The following is a 21815-nucleotide window of genomic DNA, read 5'->3' on the forward strand; positions in this document are numbered from 1 at the left end:
TATGATCGTTTCATGCATGCTCCTATTTCTCGCATTGAGGCAGGGATTGGACCGATCACAGATGCAGAGTGGAATGATTGGCGATGGCAACAAAGAAAACGTTTCAGGCGCATAGATCAGCTCGAAGGAATTATTAATGTAAGCCCACAAGAGCGGCTTGCTTTTGAAAAATCTGATTCGCTTTTTCATATGGGCGTCACTCCCTACTATGCCTCTTTGATGGACAAAGATAATCCCAACTGCCCAATCAGACTGCAATCCGTTCCTCAAATGGGAGAGTTAGATATTTTGCCGTCAGATTTAGAAGATCCTTTGGGCGAAGAAGCTGACATGCCTGTTAAGGGAATTACCCATCGCTACCCTGATAGAGTGTTGTTCTACACCACGCACAATTGCCCCGTTTACTGCCGCCACTGTACACGCAAGCGCAAAGTATCTGACCCGACATCAATGACCGCTAAGGAGCAGATTGAAGAAGCTATCGATTACATTGCTCGCACCAAATCTATACGAGATATTGTTATTTCCGGAGGTGATCCCCTTTCCTTGTCCGATGAACGTTTGGATTATATTTTAAGCCGACTAAGAGCCATACCTCATGTTGAGATTTTTCGTATGGGGACAAGGAACTTAGTCACTTTACCGCAGAGAGTAACCGACGACTTTGTCTACATGCTCAAGCAACATCAACCTGTTTTCGTTAATACTCATTTTAATCACCCTAAAGAATGTAGCGCTGAAACACTCGATGCATGTAGAAAACTTGCTGACGCTGGGTGCGTGATTGGCAATCAGATGGTGCTGTTAAAAGGTGTCAACGATGATTACCGCATCGTAAAAGAATTAAATCATCGATTACTGCTTATGCGTGTGCGGCCTTATTACATCTATCAATGTGATCTTTCACAAGGTATCAGCCATTTTAGAACTCCTATTCAGGTTGGACTCGATATTATGGAAAAACTTCGAGGCCACACCTCTGGTTTAGCCGTACCAACTTTTGTGGTGGATGCTCCGGGGGGAGGAGGTAAAATTCCCCTGCTTCCCGATTATGTGGTGAAACATCAGGATAAAGAATGGACATTGAGAAATTTTCAGCGAAGAACTTTTACCTATATTGAGCCATAATCAGTCCAAATCAGTTTTATCGTAGCTACCACTAGGAAGTGGTTCCTGGGGGTGGCTATGGTAATCAACTATTTTTGTTTATTTTTTTTAAGTTTTAGCCTGCTGGCGAAAGATAAACCTGAAATTATCTCACTCAAACAAATTTCACCTAAGCTTAATTCTGCTCATAGTAGTTCACTAAACAACAACTCCGTTCTTGAAATCATTGGTGAACTGCTAAAAAATAAATATCTTGATCTACCTTCTCCCCTTATGGATATGGATAATATTGACTCATGTTTAAAAGTAAGAGCTCTAAGTGCAAGCCTCAAAGGTGTACACAGCGGTCAGTTGTTTTCTATCAGCTATAATCAGGCATGCCTTGTGGGAGGAGAAATAATCTGGCGTCCTCTCTACATTCTAAAAGAAACCACCAAAGGCCCTGCTGAGATAAAGAATTTATTTCGTGTGAAGCAATCCATTTTAGGCGAAAAAAGAATTAGCACTAAACAACTTTTGCAAGAATCATATAGCTCTAAAAATAATTCCGAGGCACTTATCAGTTTTGATGACATGCACTTTAGCATTACAAACAAGAGCCAAACTCGCTATTTCTCTCTTCTACAAACCGCAAAAGGGCGAAGCCTACACAGTATTTTAGTTGAATTTGGAAATCACATTGAAATGCTCGATACTACTCAAATAGAAAATAGCCCCGCGTATAGAAATATGCAGCATATGTTTTATCGTATTGGCTTTGCCACTTCGAAGCTACATCAAAAATTTTCACAACACAGTCTTGAGGATCATGGAATCATGGGCAAAACCCTCATTCACGGTGATTTTCATGCACAAAATATTTTCTACGCTACAGAAAACGGCGATGTAACTCTGATTGATAACGAAACCTATGCAATGTCGCTCAAACACAAGAGTTCTGGCATAAATGATGTCATCGATCTTTATCTGCTACACAGTACCAAAACTTTTGCCCATTATTTTGCTAAACAAATTTTCACTAACGCTGACTTTGGTATCAACGATCAAATCTGGCATCAACTCTGGCAACAACTTGTTATTGGCTATATCGAAGCCTACGATCATTTATCAGCCCAACAACAGATGAGCTTGCTTGACGAAATCGCTCGTGAATTTAAAAAAGGTTTATCCAACCGCTGGCTCCTGCACCCTTATACAAAAATAAAAGATCAGCGGAAACTTAAGAGGCTTGGTCCCTCAAAAAGAAGAATTCATCTCAGAAAAAATATGAAAAAATTTTTTGCTAGTGTATCGGAGCTTATGGTTCAAGAACAGCAACATTACTAAGCTAAGAGACTTTCAAAAACAGTCTCTCGAGATAATTATTAATCTGCCTCTTCTTCTATATTCTGTAGTTCTAAAGAGGCACGCTTGATTAACTCATCTCTCGAAAGAGATTCTACGTCATCTTTTACATATTCAGTCAGCGCTTCGAGGTTTATTAGAAAAAATGTTTCGTCCTTTTTATCTTCAATAAATTGATACACCGGAGGAGGAAACCACACTTCACACTTCTTATTATCAATAACAACATAATATTTCTTATTTTTTGACCAAGGAACAAGGGAATCTCTTACATAAGAAATATGTTCGCGTTTTACTTTTTTATAATTAAAAGAAACGGATAACTCTGCTACATTTAAAAAACCTTTTTGGCAATTTAAGCAAATCATTTTTCTCTTAACTTTGGCAGTATTTAAAGAGCTTTCAATTTGACGCCAAAATCTGGAATCAAAACTTAAGATTTCCCTATCTTTATCGGATACCCAACAGCCATTATGAGCAAAACCCTGCATAGTTAACTCAAATGGATTATAAAGACAAAAATGCGCTGTAAATAAATTTGTGCTTATAAAAGTGTTGAGCAACAAGAATAGAATGATTTTTTTAATGCGCATAAATACTCCTTCTCACCTTCATAATGATTCTTAAAAGGGGCTTAGGAATTGCACATCCCTAAAAAACCATGCCATCAAAAGTTTTGAACCACACAATATTAGTTGGGCACTGCTCTTTGGCGCTTTACTCTAAAGTCTTCTGCTCTTTTTATACAGATATCGCCTTCACTATTTTTGAATATATGAACTACTTTTCCATTTTCCAGAGTTTGTTCACCTACTTTGTGATAGACGCTAATTGCTTTATTGTCAGGATTTTCACCTTCTTCAACGCTAAAGACACCCAAACAAGCCAAAAATATACTCAGAAAGAAAAAAATATGTTTCATCGATCTTCCCTACAAAATTGCTTTATTCAAAAGCAAGCATAAAATAAAATTTATTCCCGAAAAGCTATGCGCTCATTCCGAAGCAGAATATTTTTCACTATAAAATAAAAAGCCCATTATGTTTTTAAGGAATCCAACACAATGGGCAAAACTTATAGAGAAATGAATTTACATATCAAATATAGAATTTTTCTTTCTTCCTAGTCTAAACGCAAACAAGGCAAGCAACACAATTGACCATAGAGGAGCTTCAGAATTATCAAGGGATGAGCACCCACCAGAACTTTTAATTTTTCTATGAGGTCTTCTCTTATGCTGTGGTTCTGTCATGGGCAAATTAGTTATATCTGGATTTGGAGCATTAGTAGTCGGATCCAAGCTTGCTTGCGGCGGAACAACTCCTGCTCCAGGAGTCACAGCCGACAGAGGGGGAGGGGGTGGTGCAGGGATGCCTACATAGGAAGTTCCGCCTGGTATGGTGTCGCAGCGATCACCTATGCCATCTCCATCAAGATCTTCTTGTTCTGGATTTGGAAAAAACAAGCAATTATCATCTTCACCGGGATAATCACAATCTGAATTATCGAAGCCAGGATCACCTACCCCATCTCCATCTCTATCGGTACAAAGATCGCAGATATCGCCAATACCATCCCTATCAGTATCTTTCTGGTCTGCATTAGCAGAGTTTGGACAGTTATCAATAAGATTGACAGTTCCATCATTATCGGTATCGCTCAAAGCAAAAGTACATGTGTTGGTGGAATCTTCTACACAGAAATCGCATGCGTTAGGTATACCATCGCCATCTAGGTCATCATCCATGTGCCCCATTGGACATTGATCGCAAACATCACCAATACCATCTCCGTCTGCATCTGACTGGTTGAGCGCAGGATTCATTGAGTCAGGACCAGGATTATAAACCGAAGGACAGTTATCATTTATATTCAAAACACCATCGCCATCGATATCATCGTTAGTGCAAAGATTATTTGGATCACTCGGACATACATCACAGCTATTGCCTAGTCCATCGTTGTCACTATCTGCTTGAGTTGGATTTGGAACATATTCACAGTTATCTTCTGATCCTGGGAAATTAGGACATAAACTAGTATCTGTTCCTGGAGCACCTACGCCATCCCCATCAGCATCGGTACAGCCATCACAAGCATTACCAATTCCGTCTCCATCCTTATCCGCTTGATCAATGTTTTGAACCTCAGGACAATTATCCCACTCATCAGGTATGCCATCTCCATCAAGATCGTGAATTTCCGTGCACGTGTTTTCTGGATCATCCTGACAGAAATCAGTTGAGTTACAGATTCCATCATTGTCAGTATCATATAATTCCGGTATTTGCTCAGGATCGAGTGGACATAAATCACAGATATCCCCAACACCATCTCCATCAAAATCTTCTTGACCAGGATTGAAATCGAAGGGGCAATTATCAATATCAACCATTGGATCTGCTAAGATTTCAAAAGGTGGCCTATTGGCATTTCTTCCTTTTAATCGATAGCGTTTGGGCATAGGAGTATAGATAGGACCGTCTGGATCCGGGCAACCGCTCGGATCAAATGTAGGGTCACTAAAACCATCTCTATCGCTATCAATGCAAGGATCACAGGCATCCCCTTTATCATCAGAATCAAAATTGGTTTGTTGTGGATTATAAGTCATGGGGCAATTATCAAATATATTTGGAACTCCATCTTCATCAGGATCGAGGTTACAGATATTGGCAGCATCGTTTGGACAGCTATCACACACATCACCCATACCATCGGAATCAACATCAGATTGATCAAAATTTGCCTTAGCGGGACAATTATCATCGTTATTTAATATTCCATCATTGTCGATATCATCGTTGTCACAATTATTAGCTGAGTCATTCGGGCAAAGATCGCAAAGATCTCCTATACCATCGGAATCACTATCAACCTGTAATGGATCCGCTACCCCAGGACAATCGTCATCGGTATTGAGCACACCATCACCATCAATATCATCCGCCACACAGACATTAAGTGGATCATTGGGGCAAAGATCGCAAAGATCTCCTATACCATCGGAATCACTATCAACCTGTAATGGATCCGCTACCCCTGGACAATCGTCATCGGTATTGAGCACACCATCACCATCAATATCATCCGCCACACAGACATTAAGTGGATCATTGGGGCAAAGATCGCAAAGATCTCCTATACCATCGGAATCACTATCAACCTGTAATGGATCCGCTACCCCTGGACAATCGTCATCGGTATTGAGCACACCATCACCATCAATATCATCCGCCACACAGACATTAAGTGGATCATTGGGGCAAAGATCGCAAAGATCTCCTATACCATCGGAATCACTATCAACCTGTAATGGATCCGCTACCCCTGGACAATCGTCATCGGTATTGAGCACACCATCACCATCAATATCATCCGGTGCACAGGCATTAAGTGCATCATTAGGGCAAAGATCGCACACATCACCCATACCGTCTGAGTCGCCATCTTCCTGCAACGGGTTGGCTTTACCGGGGCAGTTATCGGCGGTGTTCAAGATACCATCGCCATCAATATCATCTGGCGCACAGGCATTGAGCGCATCATTAGGGCAAAGATCGCACACATCACCCATACCGTCTGAGTCGCCATCTTCTTGCAACGGGTTGGCTTTACCGGGGCAGTTATCGGCGGTGTTCAAGATACCATCGCCATCAATATCATCTGGCGCACAGGTATTAAGTGCATCATTAGGGCAGAGATCACATACATCACCCATACCGTCTAAGTCGCCATCTTCCTGCAACGGGTTGGCTTTACCGGGGCAGTTATCGGCGGTGTTCAAGATACCATCGCCATCAATATCATCTGGCGCACAGGTATTAAGTGCATCATTAGGGCAAAGATCGCAAAGATCTCCTATACCATCGGAATCACTATCAACCTGTAATGGATCCGCTACCCCTGGACAAAGATCGGCGGTGTTCAAAATGCCATCGCCATCAATATCGTCCGGCGCACAGGCATTAAGTGCATCATTAGGGCAAAGATCGCACACATCACCCATACCGTCTAAGTCGCCATCTTCCTGCAACGGGTTGGCTTTACCGGGGCAGTTATCGGCGGTGTTTAAAATGCCATCGCCATCTATATCATCTGGCGCACAGGCATTGAGTGCATCATTAGGGCAGAGATCACATACATCACCCATACCGTCTAAGTCGCCATCTTCCTGCAACGGGTTGGCTTTACCGGGGCAGTTATCGGCGGTGTTCAAGATACCATCGCCATCAATATCATCTGGCGCACAGGCATTAAGTGCATCATTAGGGCAAAGATCGCACACATCACCCATACCGTCTGAGTCGCCATCTTCCTGCAACGGGTTGGCTTTACCGGGGCAGTTATCAGCGGTGTTTAAAATGCCATCGCCATCTATATCATCTGGCGCACAGGCATTAAGTGCATCATTAGGGCAGAGATCACATACATCACCCATACCGTCTAAGTCGCCATCTTCCTGCAACGGGTTGGCTTTACCGGGGCAGTTATCGGCGGTGTTCAAGATACCATCGCCATCAATATCATCTGGCGCACAGGCATTGAGCGCATCATTAGGGCAAAGATCGCAAAGATCTCCTATGCCATCGGAATCACTATCAACCTGTAATGGGTCTGCTACTCCTGGACAAAGATCGGCGGTGTTCAAAATGCCATCGCCATCAATATCGTCCGGTGCACAGGCATTAAGTGCATCATTAGGGCAAAGATCGCACACATCACCCATACCGTCTGAGTCGCCATCTTCCTGCAACGGGTTGGCTTTACCGGGGCAGTTATCGGCGGTGTTCAAGATACCATCGCCATCAATATCATCTGGCGCACAGGCATTAAGTGCATCATTAGGGCAAAGATCGCACACATCACCCATACCGTCTGAGTCGCCATCTTCCTGCAACGGGTTGGCTTTACCGGGGCAGTTATCGGCGGTGTTCAAGATACCATCGCCATCAATATCATCTGGCGCACAGGCATTGAGCGCATCATTAGGGCAAAGATCGCACACATCACCCATACCGTCTGAGTCGCCATCTTCTTGCAACGGGTTGGCTTTACCGGGGCAGTTATCGGCGGTGTTCAAGATACCATCGCCATCAATATCATCTGGCGCACAGGTATTAAGTGCATCATTAGGGCAGAGATCACATACATCACCCATACCGTCTGAGTCGCCATCTTCCTGCAACGGGTTGGCTTTACCGGGGCAGTTATCGGCGGTGTTCAAGATACCATCGCCATCAATATCATCTGGCGCACAGGTATTAAGTGCATCATTAGGGCAGAGATCACATACATCACCCATACCGTCTAAGTCGCCATCTTCCTGCAACGGGTTGGCTTTACCGGGGCAGTTATCGGCGGTGTTTAAAATGCCATCGCCATCTATATCATCTGGCGCACAGGTATTAAGTGCATCATTAGGGCAGAGATCACATACATCACCCATACCGTCTAAGTCGCCATCTTCCTGCAACGGGTTGGCTTTACCGGGGCAGTTATCGGCGGTGTTTAAAATGCCATCGCCATCTATATCATCTGGCGCACAGGTATTAAGTGCATCATTAGGGCAGAGATCACATACATCACCCATACCGTCTAAGTCGCCATCTTCCTGCAACGGGTTGGCTTTACCGGGGCAGTTATCGGCGGTGTTCAAGATACCATCGCCATCTATATCATCTGGCGCACAGGTATTAAGTGCATCATTAGGGCAAAGATCGCAAAGATCTCCTATGCCATCGGAATCACTATCAACCTGTAATGGGTCTGCTACTCCTGGACAAAGATCGGCGGTGTTCAAAATGCCATCGCCATCAATATCGTCCGGCGCACAGGCATTAAGTGCATCATTAGGGCAAAGATCGCACACATCACCCATACCGTCTAAGTCGCCATCTTCCTGCAACGGGTTGGCTTTACCGGGGCAGTTATCGGCGGTGTTCAAGATACCATCGCCATCAATATCATCTGGCGCACAGGCATTGAGCGCATCATTAGGGCAAAGATCGCAAAGATCTCCTATGCCATCGGAATCACTATCAACCTGTAATGGGTCTGCTACTCCTGGACAAAGATCGGCGGTGTTCAAAATGCCATCGCCATCAATATCGTCCGGTGCACAGGCATTAAGTGCATCATTAGGGCAAAGATCGCACACATCACCCATACCGTCTGAGTCGCCATCTTCCTGCAACGGGTTGGCTTTACCGGGGCAGTTATCGGCGGTGTTCAAGATACCATCGCCATCAATATCATCTGGCGCACAGGCATTGAGTGCATCATTAGGGCAAAGATCGCACACATCACCCATACCGTCTAAGTCGCCATCTTCCTGCAACGGGTTGGCTTTACCGGGGCAGTTATCGGCGGTGTTCAAGATACCATCGCCATCAATATCATCTGGCGCACAGGCATTGAGCGCATCATTAGGGCAAAGATCGCAAAGATCTCCTATGCCATCGGAATCACTATCAACCTGTAATGGGTCTGCTACTCCTGGACAAAGATCGGCGGTGTTCAAAATGCCATCGCCATCAATATCGTCCGGTGCACAGGCATTAAGTGCATCATTAGGGCAAAGATCGCACACATCACCCATACCGTCTGAGTCGCCATCTTCCTGCAACGGGTTGGCTTTACCGGGGCAGTTATCAGCGGTGTTTAAAATGCCATCGCCATCTATATCATCTGGCGCACAGGCATTAAGTGCATCATTAGGGCAGAGATCACATACATCACCCATACCGTCTAAGTCGCCATCTTCCTGCAACGGGTTGGCTTTACCGGGGCAGTTATCGGCGGTGTTCAAGATACCATCGCCATCAATATCATCTGGCGCACAGGCATTGAGCGCATCATTAGGGCAAAGATCGCAAAGATCTCCTATGCCATCGGAATCACTATCAACCTGTAATGGGTCTGCTACTCCTGGACAAAGATCGGCGGTGTTCAAAATGCCATCGCCATCAATATCGTCCGGTGCACAGGCATTAAGTGCATCATTAGGGCAAAGATCGCACACATCACCCATACCGTCTGAGTCGCCATCTTCCTGCAACGGGTTGGCTTTACCGGGGCAGTTATCGGCGGTGTTCAAGATACCATCGCCATCAATATCATCTGGCGCACAGGCATTAAGTGCATCATTAGGGCAAAGATCGCACACATCACCCATACCGTCTGAGTCGCCATCTTCCTGCAACGGGTTGGCTTTACCGGGGCAGTTATCGGCGGTGTTCAAGATACCATCGCCATCAATATCATCTGGCGCACAGGCATTGAGCGCATCATTAGGGCAAAGATCGCACACATCACCCATACCGTCTGAGTCGCCATCTTCTTGCAACGGGTTGGCTTTACCGGGGCAGTTATCGGCGGTGTTCAAGATACCATCGCCATCAATATCATCTGGCGCACAGGTATTAAGTGCATCATTAGGGCAGAGATCACATACATCACCCATACCGTCTGAGTCGCCATCTTCTTGCAACGGGTTGGCTTTACCGGGGCAGTTATCGGCGGTGTTCAAGATACCATCGCCATCAATATCATCTGGCGCACAGGTATTAAGTGCATCATTAGGGCAGAGATCACATACATCACCCATACCGTCTAAGTCGCCATCTTCCTGCAACGGGTTGGCTTTACCGGGGCAGTTATCGGCGGTGTTCAAGATACCATCGCCATCAATATCATCTGGCGCACAGGCATTGAGCGCATCATTAGGGCAAAGATCGCAAAGATCTCCTATGCCATCGGAATCACTATCAACCTGTAATGGGTCTGCTACTCCTGGACAAAGATCGGCGGTGTTCAAAATGCCATCGCCATCAATATCGTCCGGTGCACAGGCATTAAGTGCATCATTAGGGCAAAGATCGCACACATCACCCATACCGTCTGAGTCGCCATCTTCCTGCAACGGGTTGGCTTTACCGGGGCAGTTATCAGCGGTGTTTAAAATGCCATCGCCATCTATATCATCTGGCGCACAGGCATTAAGTGCATCATTAGGGCAGAGATCACATACATCACCCATACCGTCTAAGTCGCCATCTTCCTGCAACGGGTTGGCTTTACCGGGGCAGTTATCGGCGGTGTTCAAGATACCATCGCCATCAATATCATCTGGCGCACAGGCATTGAGCGCATCATTAGGGCAAAGATCGCAAAGATCTCCTATGCCATCGGAATCACTATCAACCTGTAATGGGTCTGCTACTCCTGGACAAAGATCGGCGGTGTTCAAAATGCCATCGCCATCAATATCGTCCGGTGCACAGGCATTAAGTGCATCATTAGGGCAAAGATCGCACACATCACCCATACCGTCTGAGTCGCCATCTTCCTGCAACGGGTTGGCTTTACCGGGGCAGTTATCGGCGGTGTTCAAGATACCATCGCCATCAATATCATCTGGCGCACAGGCATTAAGTGCATCATTAGGGCAAAGATCGCACACATCACCCATACCGTCTGAGTCGCCATCTTCCTGCAACGGGTTGGCTTTACCGGGGCAGTTATCGGCGGTGTTCAAGATACCATCGCCATCAATATCATCTGGCGCACAGGCATTGAGCGCATCATTAGGGCAAAGATCGCACACATCACCCATACCGTCTGAGTCGCCATCTTCTTGCAACGGGTTGGCTTTACCGGGGCAGTTATCGGCGGTGTTCAAGATACCATCGCCATCAATATCATCTGGCGCACAGGTATTAAGTGCATCATTAGGGCAGAGATCACATACATCACCCATACCGTCTGAGTCGCCATCTTCTTGCAACGGGTTGGCTTTACCGGGGCAGTTATCGGCGGTGTTCAAGATACCATCGCCATCAATATCATCTGGCGCACAGGTATTAAGTGCATCATTAGGGCAGAGATCACATACATCACCCATACCGTCTAAGTCGCCATCTTCCTGCAACGGGTTGGCTTTACCGGGGCAGTTATCGGCGGTGTTTAAAATGCCATCGCCATCTATATCATCTGGCGCACAGGTATTAAGTGCATCATTAGGGCAGAGATCACATACATCACCCATACCGTCTAAGTCGCCATCTTCCTGCAACGGGTTGGCTTTACCGGGGCAGTTATCGGCGGTGTTTAAAATGCCATCGCCATCTATATCATCTGGCGCACAGGTATTAAGTGCATCATTAGGGCAGAGATCACATACATCACCCATACCGTCTAAGTCGCCATCTTCCTGCAACGGGTTGGCTTTACCGGGGCAGTTATCGGCGGTGTTCAAGATACCATCGCCATCTATATCATCTGGCGCACAGGTATTAAGTGCATCATTAGGGCAAAGATCGCAAAGATCTCCTATGCCATCTCCATCTGAGTCCAGTTGGTTTGGGTTTCCAATCAGCGGGCAATTATCGCATTTATCCCCAACAAGATCACCCGGAGCATCGCTATTGGTTTGATCAGCGTTAGGAAACATCGGACAATTATCTTCTGAATCACAGATACCATCTCCATCCATATCTCCATCTACAAGAGGATCGCAAGCTGCATTTCCCTGCTCTCGTTCGATAGCTCCTATATCAGTTTGCAAACCAACCACACGCAAAAATCCAGCTCCACGTTGATCATTGGTTAATGAGTTTGGATTTGCTCCAGTATCTATGGCTGGACTGCCAGAAAGTAGTGCGTGAGTTAAAGTCACCCCGCCATTATTTTGCAAAATACCAAGCATTGGATCCAAAGGTGTTGCTACTGTACCGACCTGATTATTATTAACGCCATTGGTTATACTATGCCCTGCATCTACCCCAATGAGATTAAAGCTTGAAGCAGAGATAGTCTTCGCCCCTATCAATGGTGCATCAAGATCTACGATATCTTGACCTGCGGCAGTATCTCCATCTGAATTGAACGCGACTATAGAACTTTGCAAGTCAGCTAATACGACACCAGCATGCAAATACAGCCCCCCACCACCAAGTGCTTCAGTGGTATCATTTACAGTAAATGTTGAGTTGCGGATGTTAGTAATTTCAGCATTTGCACCAAAAATATCTATAGCACCACCATGTCCAGGGTTTGCACTATTGGCACTGAAAGTTGAGTTTATAATAAGCGGGATTGTTGCTGAAAAATCCGAACCATTTAAATAGATTCCTCCACCATGGCTTCCTATCTCACCCAGAATACTTATTGTTGAACTTCCTCCCCCAGCGATATTGTTTGAAAAAGTGGAGTATTGAATACCAAAAATTGCTGCCGCAGCTGCAGAGGTCGTATCAAGATAGATCGCCCCTCCCCTTCCGTTGCCACCGTTAAGCGCAGCAAGCGTATTTTGACCACCAGTAGCCTGATTTGCATCGAAGGTAGTAAAGGTGACAACCGAAACTGTAGAACCAAGAACGTAAATTGCTCCTCCAAAGGCCCCTTGAGCATTAATCGCAGTGATGAGCGCATCTGCTCCGACAGCTCTATTGTCCTCAAATCTTGAATATCCGATAGGACCAATGACCGAAGCATTACGCGAATAAATGGCTCCACCGTAACCTTCACCACCACTTGCTCCCAAAGTAGCAGCCACAGCGCCAGAACCACCGGTGGCTCTATTTGATGTAAAAGTTACACCCAGATTAGAATCTGAGGCATTACCGATAATGCCTATGCTTGAGTTATCGAGGAATAATGCTCCACCTAAGCCATCTTGCCCAACCCCTGAGGCTAAACTCAAGCTTAAAGTAGCAACTGCTGCAGCACCACCATTGGACTCATTGCTCGTATAAGTTGTATTTTGGAGAGTGGTTATTCCAGCCCCATTGCTTAAATAAATAGCGCCACCAAAAGACATTGAAGCATCTGCTCCAGCATTGCCTAATAAGGAAATGCTGGCTGCGGCGTCTCCGCCATTGGCACTATTGCCAGTAAATTCACAAGCAGTCAGGTTGCTGATTGTTGTGCCATCTAGGCTAATGGCTCCGCCCCATGCCGGTGCACTATTAAACGATGACCCTCCTAAAATAGAAGCGCTTGCTACGGCATTCCCGCCAACAGCCTGGTTACTACTAAATATCGCTCCATCAATCGTGCCAATTGAAAGTCCTGATGAACCTATAGCTCCCCCAAAACCGCTCCCGGCATCCCCGCCTAATAAGATGATATTAAGTCCAACTGCAGCAATCCCACCTTGAGCTAAGTTATTTTGAAAATTTCCATCTTGAATAAGAGAAATTGTAGAATTGGAATCTGAGTATATGGCGCCACCAGCACCTGTCCCAGCACTACTCAATAAAGAGACTAGGGCGTTCCCCCCCAAAGCCTGATTATTGCTAAAAATAGCATTAGTTGCACTCAGAGAACTTCCACTCCCTAAATAGATAGCTCCTCCAAAAGCGCCGCTCGCAGCCAAAAGACCGTTTGTTCCGCTCGCCACGTTGTTGCTGAAGGTACAGTCAGTAACTGTAAGATTGCCTAAGTTATAAACAGCTCCACCAAAGGGCTCCCCTGAGCCGGCAGCAACAGCAAGCCCATTATCCAAAACCAGATTATCGAGGGTTACTTGAGCCCCTGCTTGAATATGCAAAAGACGCAAACTTGTTCCGCCAGTTCTTTGAATGGTTCCATTAGTGATCGTTAGCGTAAATCCAACTTCATTAACTATGCTCACTGTTCCATTTTCGCCATTGGTCGTATTATTTACTGCCGAAACTGAAATTGTATTTGTCAATAAATCGATTACGCTGTCGTCACCATCAGTACCAGCAACCGAAAGTGCGAGATTCAAGTCACCTATGTTGGTAACATTATAATTTATAACGGCCATCAGCTGAGTAGATAGAAAAAAACTAGAAAATAATAACCTAATAACAAATTTACTGGCGGACACTTATTGCTCCAAAAACCAAAAAACACCACCAATAAATCTCATATTAAAACACATTAAATGTCAAATTTTACTCCAGTAAAAATACTTCACCTCAACATAAAAAAACTGAAAAATAAAATAAAAATACTGCATAAAAATAAAAAATAACTACAATTGAATACCTTATTTTCAAACCGCGCAGGAATTACATATGAATAAACCACTATTAATATTAATTCTAATATTTCATATACCTACGTTAGCTCTCAGCGGATCTCAATCACTTGCGCTCATTCAATCCATTGCTCAAAAAGCTACAGCTCCTGCTTCGCATCTCAAAGATTTGGGACCCATAATTTCAATGGGTAATTCGTCCTTAAAAGACGCTCAATTTATCTTTTTACCTGAAGTTCATGATAACCCAGACAGTCAGCTGGTTCAGCTTCTCTTAATCTCATCAGAAAAACAAAAAGGCCAACCTTTTATAGTCTTAGATGAAAGCCTACAGGCACTGGAAAAAAGTTCGTGGGAAGTATTTTCACAAAAAACTATGGAAATAGTAGCAGCAACTGAAAGCCAGCAAGCTAAAGAGCGCTATTCTGCCCATGGATTTGAGGCCAGCTTACAAAAACTTGCCAATAAAATTCAAAGCAACTCGGATCAACTTAAATATATCCACAGTGGCAATATTTGGGTTTTAAAACCATTTATGGACAAGGCCACTCCATTTTTTGGCTGGGATATACCTCAAGTAAATTCATTGTTAAAGCGCAACCTCACTATGGTAAGCGCGCTTAAAAAAGCTGAAAAAAATAATAAACGCATCCTGATTATGCTGGGAGCTCGTCATGTTCCAGAGCTAGAGTATTTCACGAGCAAGCAATTATTTTGCCCAGGTGAACAACCACAAAATATAGATGATTTCTTTTCGTCGTTAGAGCAAAGCTATGGTTCTTCTCCTCAACTTGAATTTGGAATAGGTGCAACAGCACCTATCTATCAATTTTTACAAGATAAAAAGTACGTGATTATGTTTAGCAAAAAGTTTTTCAATGTCCTCAACGAAATTGTTGATGACTTTAAGAGAAGCTTAAGAGGCAGATGCATAAACCTCTAAGCTTAATAAACCGAATCCAGCCCACCTAGTTCTAATCGTTTTAGATTTTTAAAACCATCTAAAACAATCACATTTTTTTTGACCTCTAATTCAATTGAAGTAAATCTCCCCTGATTTAAATGTCTCTTTATAAATTTTTGTTTTCTTCTACTTAAGCTATCAAAATTGTCCAAAAGTTCTTTAGGGATTTCTATGGTGGCATATTTTTTTAGAGTTTTTTTATTTTTTACAAACCTAAATTGTTCCGTGCTATGAAGGAAAAGTTCCATAGTTTCATCAGGATTAAAGAAACGTATTTTTAAAAATGCCGAACCGCAGAAGCTATTAAAATCTATCAACTTGAAAGATATGGGCTTGCTATCCTCTTTAAAAATAACGACGCCATAGTCTTGATTTTTATTGGAACCAAGATCCACCTTGTCGTTATCTAAGGCACCTGCATCAATTTTATTTCCTAAAAGAGGCATATCAGTTTTAATAAACTTCCATTCAATAAATTCAGGTTCATCACGAAATACAGGGCTATTTGCGATAAAATCATATTTTGTTTCGTAATAACCACTCTGCCCATCTTTCATACCTTCTACTCGCACTACTCGAACCTGCGCTCCTTCACCTTCTCTATCAATTGATATTCTGTCAGTGATGACACCATTTATTTTTGGCAATTGCACCCAGTCAGGAACGGGCAATTTTCTAGGAGAAATTAACCACGGTATTAAACCGCCTTTGGCCTGTTCAATTTCATATGTATAGCCAAAAAAGAAGCGGTCTCCTCCTGCCATATCAAAGTCGGAGCGAAGAATAAAAATATTTCCATATTTATCCATCACCACCACAGTGGAACCACTCGCACTCAATGATTGAATAACAAGCTGGCCTCTGAAAGGCCCACATAAACCATAACTGTCATCTGAAGGCAACCAAGGGTCGTAGTAGTTAATAGTTTGCTGATCGCCACGCACAGCATAAATTGTGCTCACCCCCAAACCAACTGTGTGTTTAACTTTGGCTGAATCAACATAACTCTTATCTGCCTTTGGTGATAAAAATGAAAAGTCCCATGTTTTAATATCATCCGCTAAACTTAAGCCACTGCCAAATCCTAAGGGTACTCCCCAGCGAGCAGTCCATATAAATTTGTCTGTTTTTTTATGAGCCCTTTTCATAAAATAGATTTGGCCATTTTTTGTCTTTGCAACCAAACGCGAACCATCAACAGAAATTTCTTCCACCTGTTCCTTCATTTCAGACAGCGTTTTTAATTTATGCCATCGTGCCTTCGAATTTTTTCGCTTGATGCAGATATCTCCCTTGTGAACTAAAAAAACATATCGTTCGTTATACGAGATCTCATGTTCTCTAAATAATGGCGTACTAGATATTTTTGGCAGGTCTTTACACTTTGCCCACCCATAACTTGAAAAACTAAAAACTAATATCAAACAAAGCCATACATATTTGAGGGCATTAATTTTTTTACACAGCATTTCATTTCCTCTAAAACCAAAAGAAAATTCACAATCCAACATGAGATTAAGGAAGGGAATCATTTTTTGATTTTTGTTCGGCAGCTGTGCTTAAAGTGTGCGCCAAGCTCTTAGGACTATTTTATTATGTGCTCAAAATAACTAAACGCCGCCTTCGACGACCAATCTCTTGGCCCGCTCATTTGAGAAACAAATCTACCCTCAGGCGATATCAAAAAAGTCTCTGGGTATTTATCTATGCCAAGCAACTTGGTCATCTGCTTTTTTTGATCAAAATACACTTTGAAGCTTGGTTTATGCGTTTGAATATAGCTGAGTACTGGCTCAATGCTGTCATCTGCTGACAATGCAATGATTGTCAATTTGTCTCCGAAATTTTTCTCTAAAATTTCTAAACTTGGCATTTCGGCCTGACACGGTGGACACCACGTTGCCCACAAATTCAACAGTACCCATTTCCCTTTGAAATTATCAAATATTACTTCTTTATCACCAAGCGGATCAAACATTGGGACAGAAGGTATCGCGCGAGAAACCAATTTAATTGCCGCCATTTGGTTTTGTAACAGATAACGATTTTGAGAAACTCTTCGCTCCACAATCATGTAAAAATAAAACGCCAATCCCAATAAAAAACAAACACTAAATATCACTTTAGTTTTTTGTGAAACGCGATATTTTTTTGGCGGTGGATTGAGTTTGGCCTCATCCAGTGCAATTGAATTTCCCATGAGCGCTAATAAAAACAATCTAGTCGGCGCTGTCTATTGGGTCTTTGCTAAAATAAATCACAAACTATTTCTTCTATTGATTTTTGTTTAGATAGAAAATCTTCGTACAAATAATACATAGCTTGAGCTCGCAGCCAATTGTGCTGTGCTGGACGAGAAAATTCTTTTTCACAAAAACTAAAATAATTTTCATTAAGTACATCAGTGAGGTAACGAATGGCCAGGCATAAACTTACTGCCTGGCTGTGCAAAACTAATTCTTTTTTTTCTCTCACGCTCCACAAACCATTCATCAAAGATGTATAGCCTCTAAGCGACTGCTCAACTAGATCAAGCTCAACACAAGCATCGATATTATCTTCATGGCGAGGATTAGTCCACGATCGCAAGGCATCTCCCATTTCCAACGACCATCCAGAATTTCCTAGCGTATCAAAATCTATCAAACATACAGCTTTTTGATCTTTAAACAAAATGTTTGAAATTTTTGGATCACCATGAGCATGGCGATGAGTCGTCTCAATGTTTTCAATATAAAATTTTATTTTATCTAACATTTTTTTAGCAAAAGGATTCACCAAAGAAAAATAATCATGATCTCCATGTTTTTTTAACGCTTCAATTAAATTTTCTGTGTGAAAACCATAATCACCCTTATGGCGACGTTGAGAACAGTATGCATATGAAAAATCAGCCATATGAAAATGAAATTGTCCTACTACCCTTCCGCACTCATATGCCATGTGAGGGGAAGTTATAAAGTCGAAACTTTGTCCGTCGACATAATCCATCAATCGAAAAATTTTATTTTTATAAACAGAAATTAATTCATCTGATTTATTTTTATTTATTTTTGGGACAGGGATATTAAATTGCGACAAATAATTACAAACTTTTTCACTATCAAAATGTATGCCGATATCAAAAATTGGCGAGACCTCCTGCAAAATATAGCGGGATTTTTTTGTCGTTGCTAAAAATGTTTTATTGATAAGCCCTTTTTCCATAGGAACAATATCAACTAAATCAGCAAGCTGAGGATATAAATCTATAATTTCTCGAGGAAAAATATTGTTCTTCAAAATGGACCACCTCAAAAACCTAAGGCTATTCTTCTAACAAGCTTTAATAACTTCCAATAAATCTTGAGACATTAAAAATATTTCAAGTAAATTGAACCACTAAACATATTATTTTTTTTGCTGTAAGTGACTTTGCTACAGCAAAAAATAATTTAAATACAGTCTTAAATTTATAAAAGAATTTTCAAAGGCTCAAAATACTCTTTGCCTAAAGCTGTGGCCACTCCTGACTGAGTAACTTTACCTTTAAATGTATTAACTCCTTTAAGCAAGGACGAATTATTTTTGATTGCATCCATCAAACCTTCTCGAGCAATTTTTAATAGATAGGGAAGTGTAACTTGAGACAAAGCGTAGGTTGAAGTAGTCGCTACTGCACCGGGCATATTGGCAACGCCATAATGAACAATGCCATCAAGCATATAGGTTGGATTTTCATGAGTTGTTCTTCTCACCGTCTCCATACAACCACCCTGATCGACTGCCACATCCACCAATACAGTTCCCTTCTCCATTTCTTTAAGCATTTCTCTGCTTATGAGTCGAGGTGCCCGGGCTCCAGCAAGCAACACTGCACCAATCACAAGATCAGCTCTGGATATCTGACTTATAATAGAATTTTCGCTTGAATAGATTGTTTGTACTTGCCCCAAAAAAAGATCATCTATTTCTTCGAGACGAGCTGGAGAAATATCAAGCATGGTGACCTGCGCACCCATACCAAGAGCAATTTTAGCCGCATTCTTCCCAACTACCCCTGCTCCTAAAATAACCACACGGCCTTTGCGTACGCCTGGAACTCCGCTCAATAAAATTCCTTTTCCACCGTGAAGATTTTGTAAACTCCAAGCACCAACTTGAGTTGCCATTCTACCTGCTACCTCGCTCATGGGTTTCAAAAGAGGCAGGTGGCCATTCTCTTCAATTGTTTCATAAGCAATTCCAGTAACCTTTTTCTCTAACAAAGCTTCACTGAGCTCAGGTTCTGCAGCAAGATGCAAAAAAGTATAAATTATTTGCCCTTCGCGAAAGTAGCCAAACTCTTCAGCTAAAGGTTCTTTTACTTTGGTAATAATATCGGAGCGCGCCCAAAGAGCATGAGCATTTTCTACAATTTCAGCCCCATTTTTACGATAGTCTTCATCGCTGATAAATGATCCTAAACCCGCTCCTTGCTGAACGAGCACTTTACAACCGAGGTTTGTAAGCGAGTTGACGGCTGGAGGTGTCAGAGCAACACGATTTTCAAAAAGTTTTACTTCTTTAGGACAACCGATAATCATATTTTTTCCTCGATAAAGAGTTGCTATCATTTTTTTTAAAACACTAGCTAAACTAGATTTATGCAATTCAATAAAAATTTCGACAATTTTTTTTACGTTTTCCCAATTTTTTTGCCGCAATATATAAAGCAAAAAAATAATTCTCTACCCCATGCAAAGAGTAAATAATTTTATGTTTGGAAACTCGTGCAACCAGGATTGCATCACGGACAGCAACACTATCCATTATATTGACACGAAGCGCGATTTAAAAATTGGGCAAAAAACCAACTAAGAGTAATATTTGATGATAAAACCGGCCAACAACTTTAGTATTACAACGTTCAATAAAGCAAGAATTTTAAAAGCCCGACAAGCGGGCGTATTATAAAAAAGAGCTACAAAGACTTAATTTATTTTTTTAGGCAGTTATCACTAATTTTTATACTTTTTTGACAACAATCTTATCTTTTTCAAATTTTACCGTCACCACTTCACCCTTGCCAATCGACAATGCGGCAAGAGGCAAACGCAAAAATGTTCCGCTGGTTTTAATTTGCTGAGCTCGATAAATCCTTTCCTGTCCAGCCTGAGGAGCAGCTCTTCCACGAGTACCAGGACCAAAATTTTCATGAAACCATTTTTCTAAGGGTTCTGCAGGAGTTCCGTTACATTTTAGTTGATGAAGAGCGCGCCGAATGGTGCTTGCTGATGCTAAGCGGCGATTATGCATCTGCTCGATTGGGCTGATGCCCGAGCAGAGATACGCGATCTGAACATCCTTGAAAGATACGGCCGAACGTCTTTTTCTTTTTTCTGACATAGTATTATTACCCCGCGGTTGAGTGTCAGTTATATGTCTGCCTCACACTCGTGAAAAAGTTAAGTCAAAAAATAACTGCGCCATATTTAGAATTAAATATGTGCTACTCTTAGTGAGTTTAATAAACAGATTCCTTATTATTTTTCAATACCAAAAATCACATTTTAACTGTAATATTAAGCTGTTATCCTAATGTTTTTATCAAGTAATTCTCGATTTTATTAGTTTTAAGAGCCATGAAAAAAACTTATTATTTTAATAAATAACAAAGAAAAACTATTTTAAAAAACGACCTGCATTGAAAAGTATGATTGATGAAATAGAATAACTGACGCATTAGGAATAAAAATGAAAAAAACAAACACCAAACAAACAATATGTGCTCAGTGTAAAAAGAACTTTGAGCTTAATAGTGTTCCTACAAGTGCGCATCCATTTTGCTCTAAGCGCTGTAAGATGATCGACCTAGGCCAATGGTTAAGCGAAAAATATGTGTTAGAAGCGAACAACGATGAAGCGAACGCTCCGCTTGATACCGAGGAATAATTTACAATGCATAACAAAGAAATCAAACTTGAACCATTTGAGATGGCTCACCAAGAATTTCCTATTATCATCACCGAAAAAGCGAAAGCCATGGCTGAGCGAGCAACCAAAGCTGAAGGTGATAACGAAAAACTTTTTTTGCGTATCAGCGTTAGGGGTGGAGGCTGTGCTGGGCTTCAATACAATCTTGATATTGATGACCAAAGCTCCCACTTCGATGTTTGGAGCCAATTCGGTGAGTTAAAGATAGCAAGCGATGTTTTTAGCCTTCGCTATCTAGCAAATACCACAGTGGACTACCAAGAAACCCTTGAAGGTGCTGGGTTTAAATTCGACAACCCCAATGCAAGAAGAACCTGCGGCTGCGGATCAAGTTTTTCGTGATCCTTAGTAAATTCTTAAATATCTAGACGGTGGATAATCGACGCTCACCTAATAAGAATTTTACTTAAAGATTATCCTCGCCAATAAAAAATC

13 protein-coding genes are annotated in these 21815 nt (G+C 42.3%); 5 read left to right on the top strand and 8 right to left on the bottom strand.

All coding sequences use genetic code 11. The annotated features are described in order from the left end of the window. Positions 1-12 precede the first annotated feature (12 nt). Positions 13-1128 carry a KamA family radical SAM protein gene (locus tag H6731_05005; protein ID USN51943.1) on the top strand — a complete coding sequence of 372 codons (1116 nt, stop codon included), beginning with the start codon at positions 13-15 and terminating at the stop codon, positions 1126-1128. A gap of 57 nt (positions 1129-1185) precedes the next feature. After that, complete coding sequence (locus tag H6731_05010; GenBank protein ID USN51769.1) at positions 1186-2433, top strand: hypothetical protein; 1248 nt, start codon at positions 1186-1188, stop codon at positions 2431-2433. A 38-nt stretch (positions 2434-2471) separates the two neighbouring features. Here H6731_05010 and H6731_05015 read toward each other — a convergent pair whose 3' ends face one another. The 3 genes from H6731_05015 to H6731_05025 all read right to left on the bottom strand — a co-directional run bounded on the left by H6731_05015 (position 2472) and on the right by H6731_05025 (position 14308). Next, the gene (locus H6731_05015) at positions 2472-3044 is read right to left on the bottom strand and encodes a hypothetical protein (GenBank protein USN51770.1); all 573 of its coding nucleotides are present in this window, start codon (positions 3042-3044) and stop codon (positions 2472-2474) included. Between the two features lie 98 nt (positions 3045-3142). Then, positions 3143-3373: a hypothetical protein gene (locus tag H6731_05020; protein ID USN51771.1), complete on the bottom strand. Its 231-nt coding sequence runs from the start codon at positions 3371-3373 to the stop codon at positions 3143-3145. Between the two features lie 168 nt (positions 3374-3541). Next, entirely contained in the window at positions 3542-14308 is a 10767-nt protein-coding gene (locus H6731_05025) for an S-layer family protein (protein USN51772.1), read from the bottom strand. Between the two features lie 190 nt (positions 14309-14498). Between H6731_05025 and H6731_05030 the strand changes: the two genes are divergently transcribed. Then, positions 14499-15404, top strand: coding sequence for a hypothetical protein (locus H6731_05030; protein ID USN51773.1), 906 nt, complete (start codon positions 14499-14501; stop codon positions 15402-15404). A 2-nt stretch (positions 15405-15406) separates the two neighbouring features. Here the strand turns inward: H6731_05030 and H6731_05035 are convergent, their stop codons facing one another. From H6731_05035 to H6731_05055, 5 genes are all read right to left on the bottom strand, one after another. Further along, entirely contained in the window at positions 15407-16894 is a 1488-nt protein-coding gene (locus tag H6731_05035) for a hypothetical protein (GenBank protein ID USN51774.1), read from the bottom strand. 116 nt (positions 16895-17010) lie between these two features. Further along, the gene (locus H6731_05040) at positions 17011-17403 is read right to left on the bottom strand and encodes a TlpA family protein disulfide reductase (protein ID USN51944.1); all 393 of its coding nucleotides are present in this window, start codon (positions 17401-17403) and stop codon (positions 17011-17013) included. 269 nt (positions 17404-17672) lie between these two features. After that, complete coding sequence (locus H6731_05045; GenBank protein ID USN51775.1) at positions 17673-18707, bottom strand: phosphotransferase; 1035 nt, start codon at positions 18705-18707, stop codon at positions 17673-17675. A gap of 170 nt (positions 18708-18877) precedes the next feature. Next, positions 18878-19990, bottom strand: coding sequence for an alanine dehydrogenase (gene ald, locus H6731_05050; GenBank protein USN51776.1), 1113 nt, complete (start codon positions 19988-19990; stop codon positions 18878-18880). 421 nt (positions 19991-20411) lie between these two features. Further along, entirely contained in the window at positions 20412-20792 is a 381-nt protein-coding gene (locus H6731_05055) for a hypothetical protein (protein ID USN51777.1), read from the bottom strand. 348 nt (positions 20793-21140) lie between these two features. Between H6731_05055 and H6731_05060 the strand changes: the two genes are divergently transcribed. Together H6731_05060 and H6731_05065 are read left to right on the top strand one after the other, a co-directional pair. Continuing rightward, positions 21141-21338 carry a zinc-finger domain-containing protein gene (locus tag H6731_05060; GenBank protein ID USN51778.1) on the top strand — a complete coding sequence of 66 codons (198 nt, stop codon included), beginning with the start codon at positions 21141-21143 and terminating at the stop codon, positions 21336-21338. A gap of 42 nt (positions 21339-21380) precedes the next feature. Next, a complete protein-coding gene (locus H6731_05065) occupies positions 21381-21722 on the top strand; it encodes an iron-sulfur cluster assembly accessory protein (GenBank protein ID USN51945.1) in 342 nt (113 codons plus the stop codon). The last annotated feature ends 93 nt before the right edge of the window (positions 21723-21815 follow it).

This window comes from Myxococcales bacterium, assembly GCA_023898405.1.
Lineage (GTDB): Bacteria > Myxococcota > UBA727 > UBA727 > JABDBI01.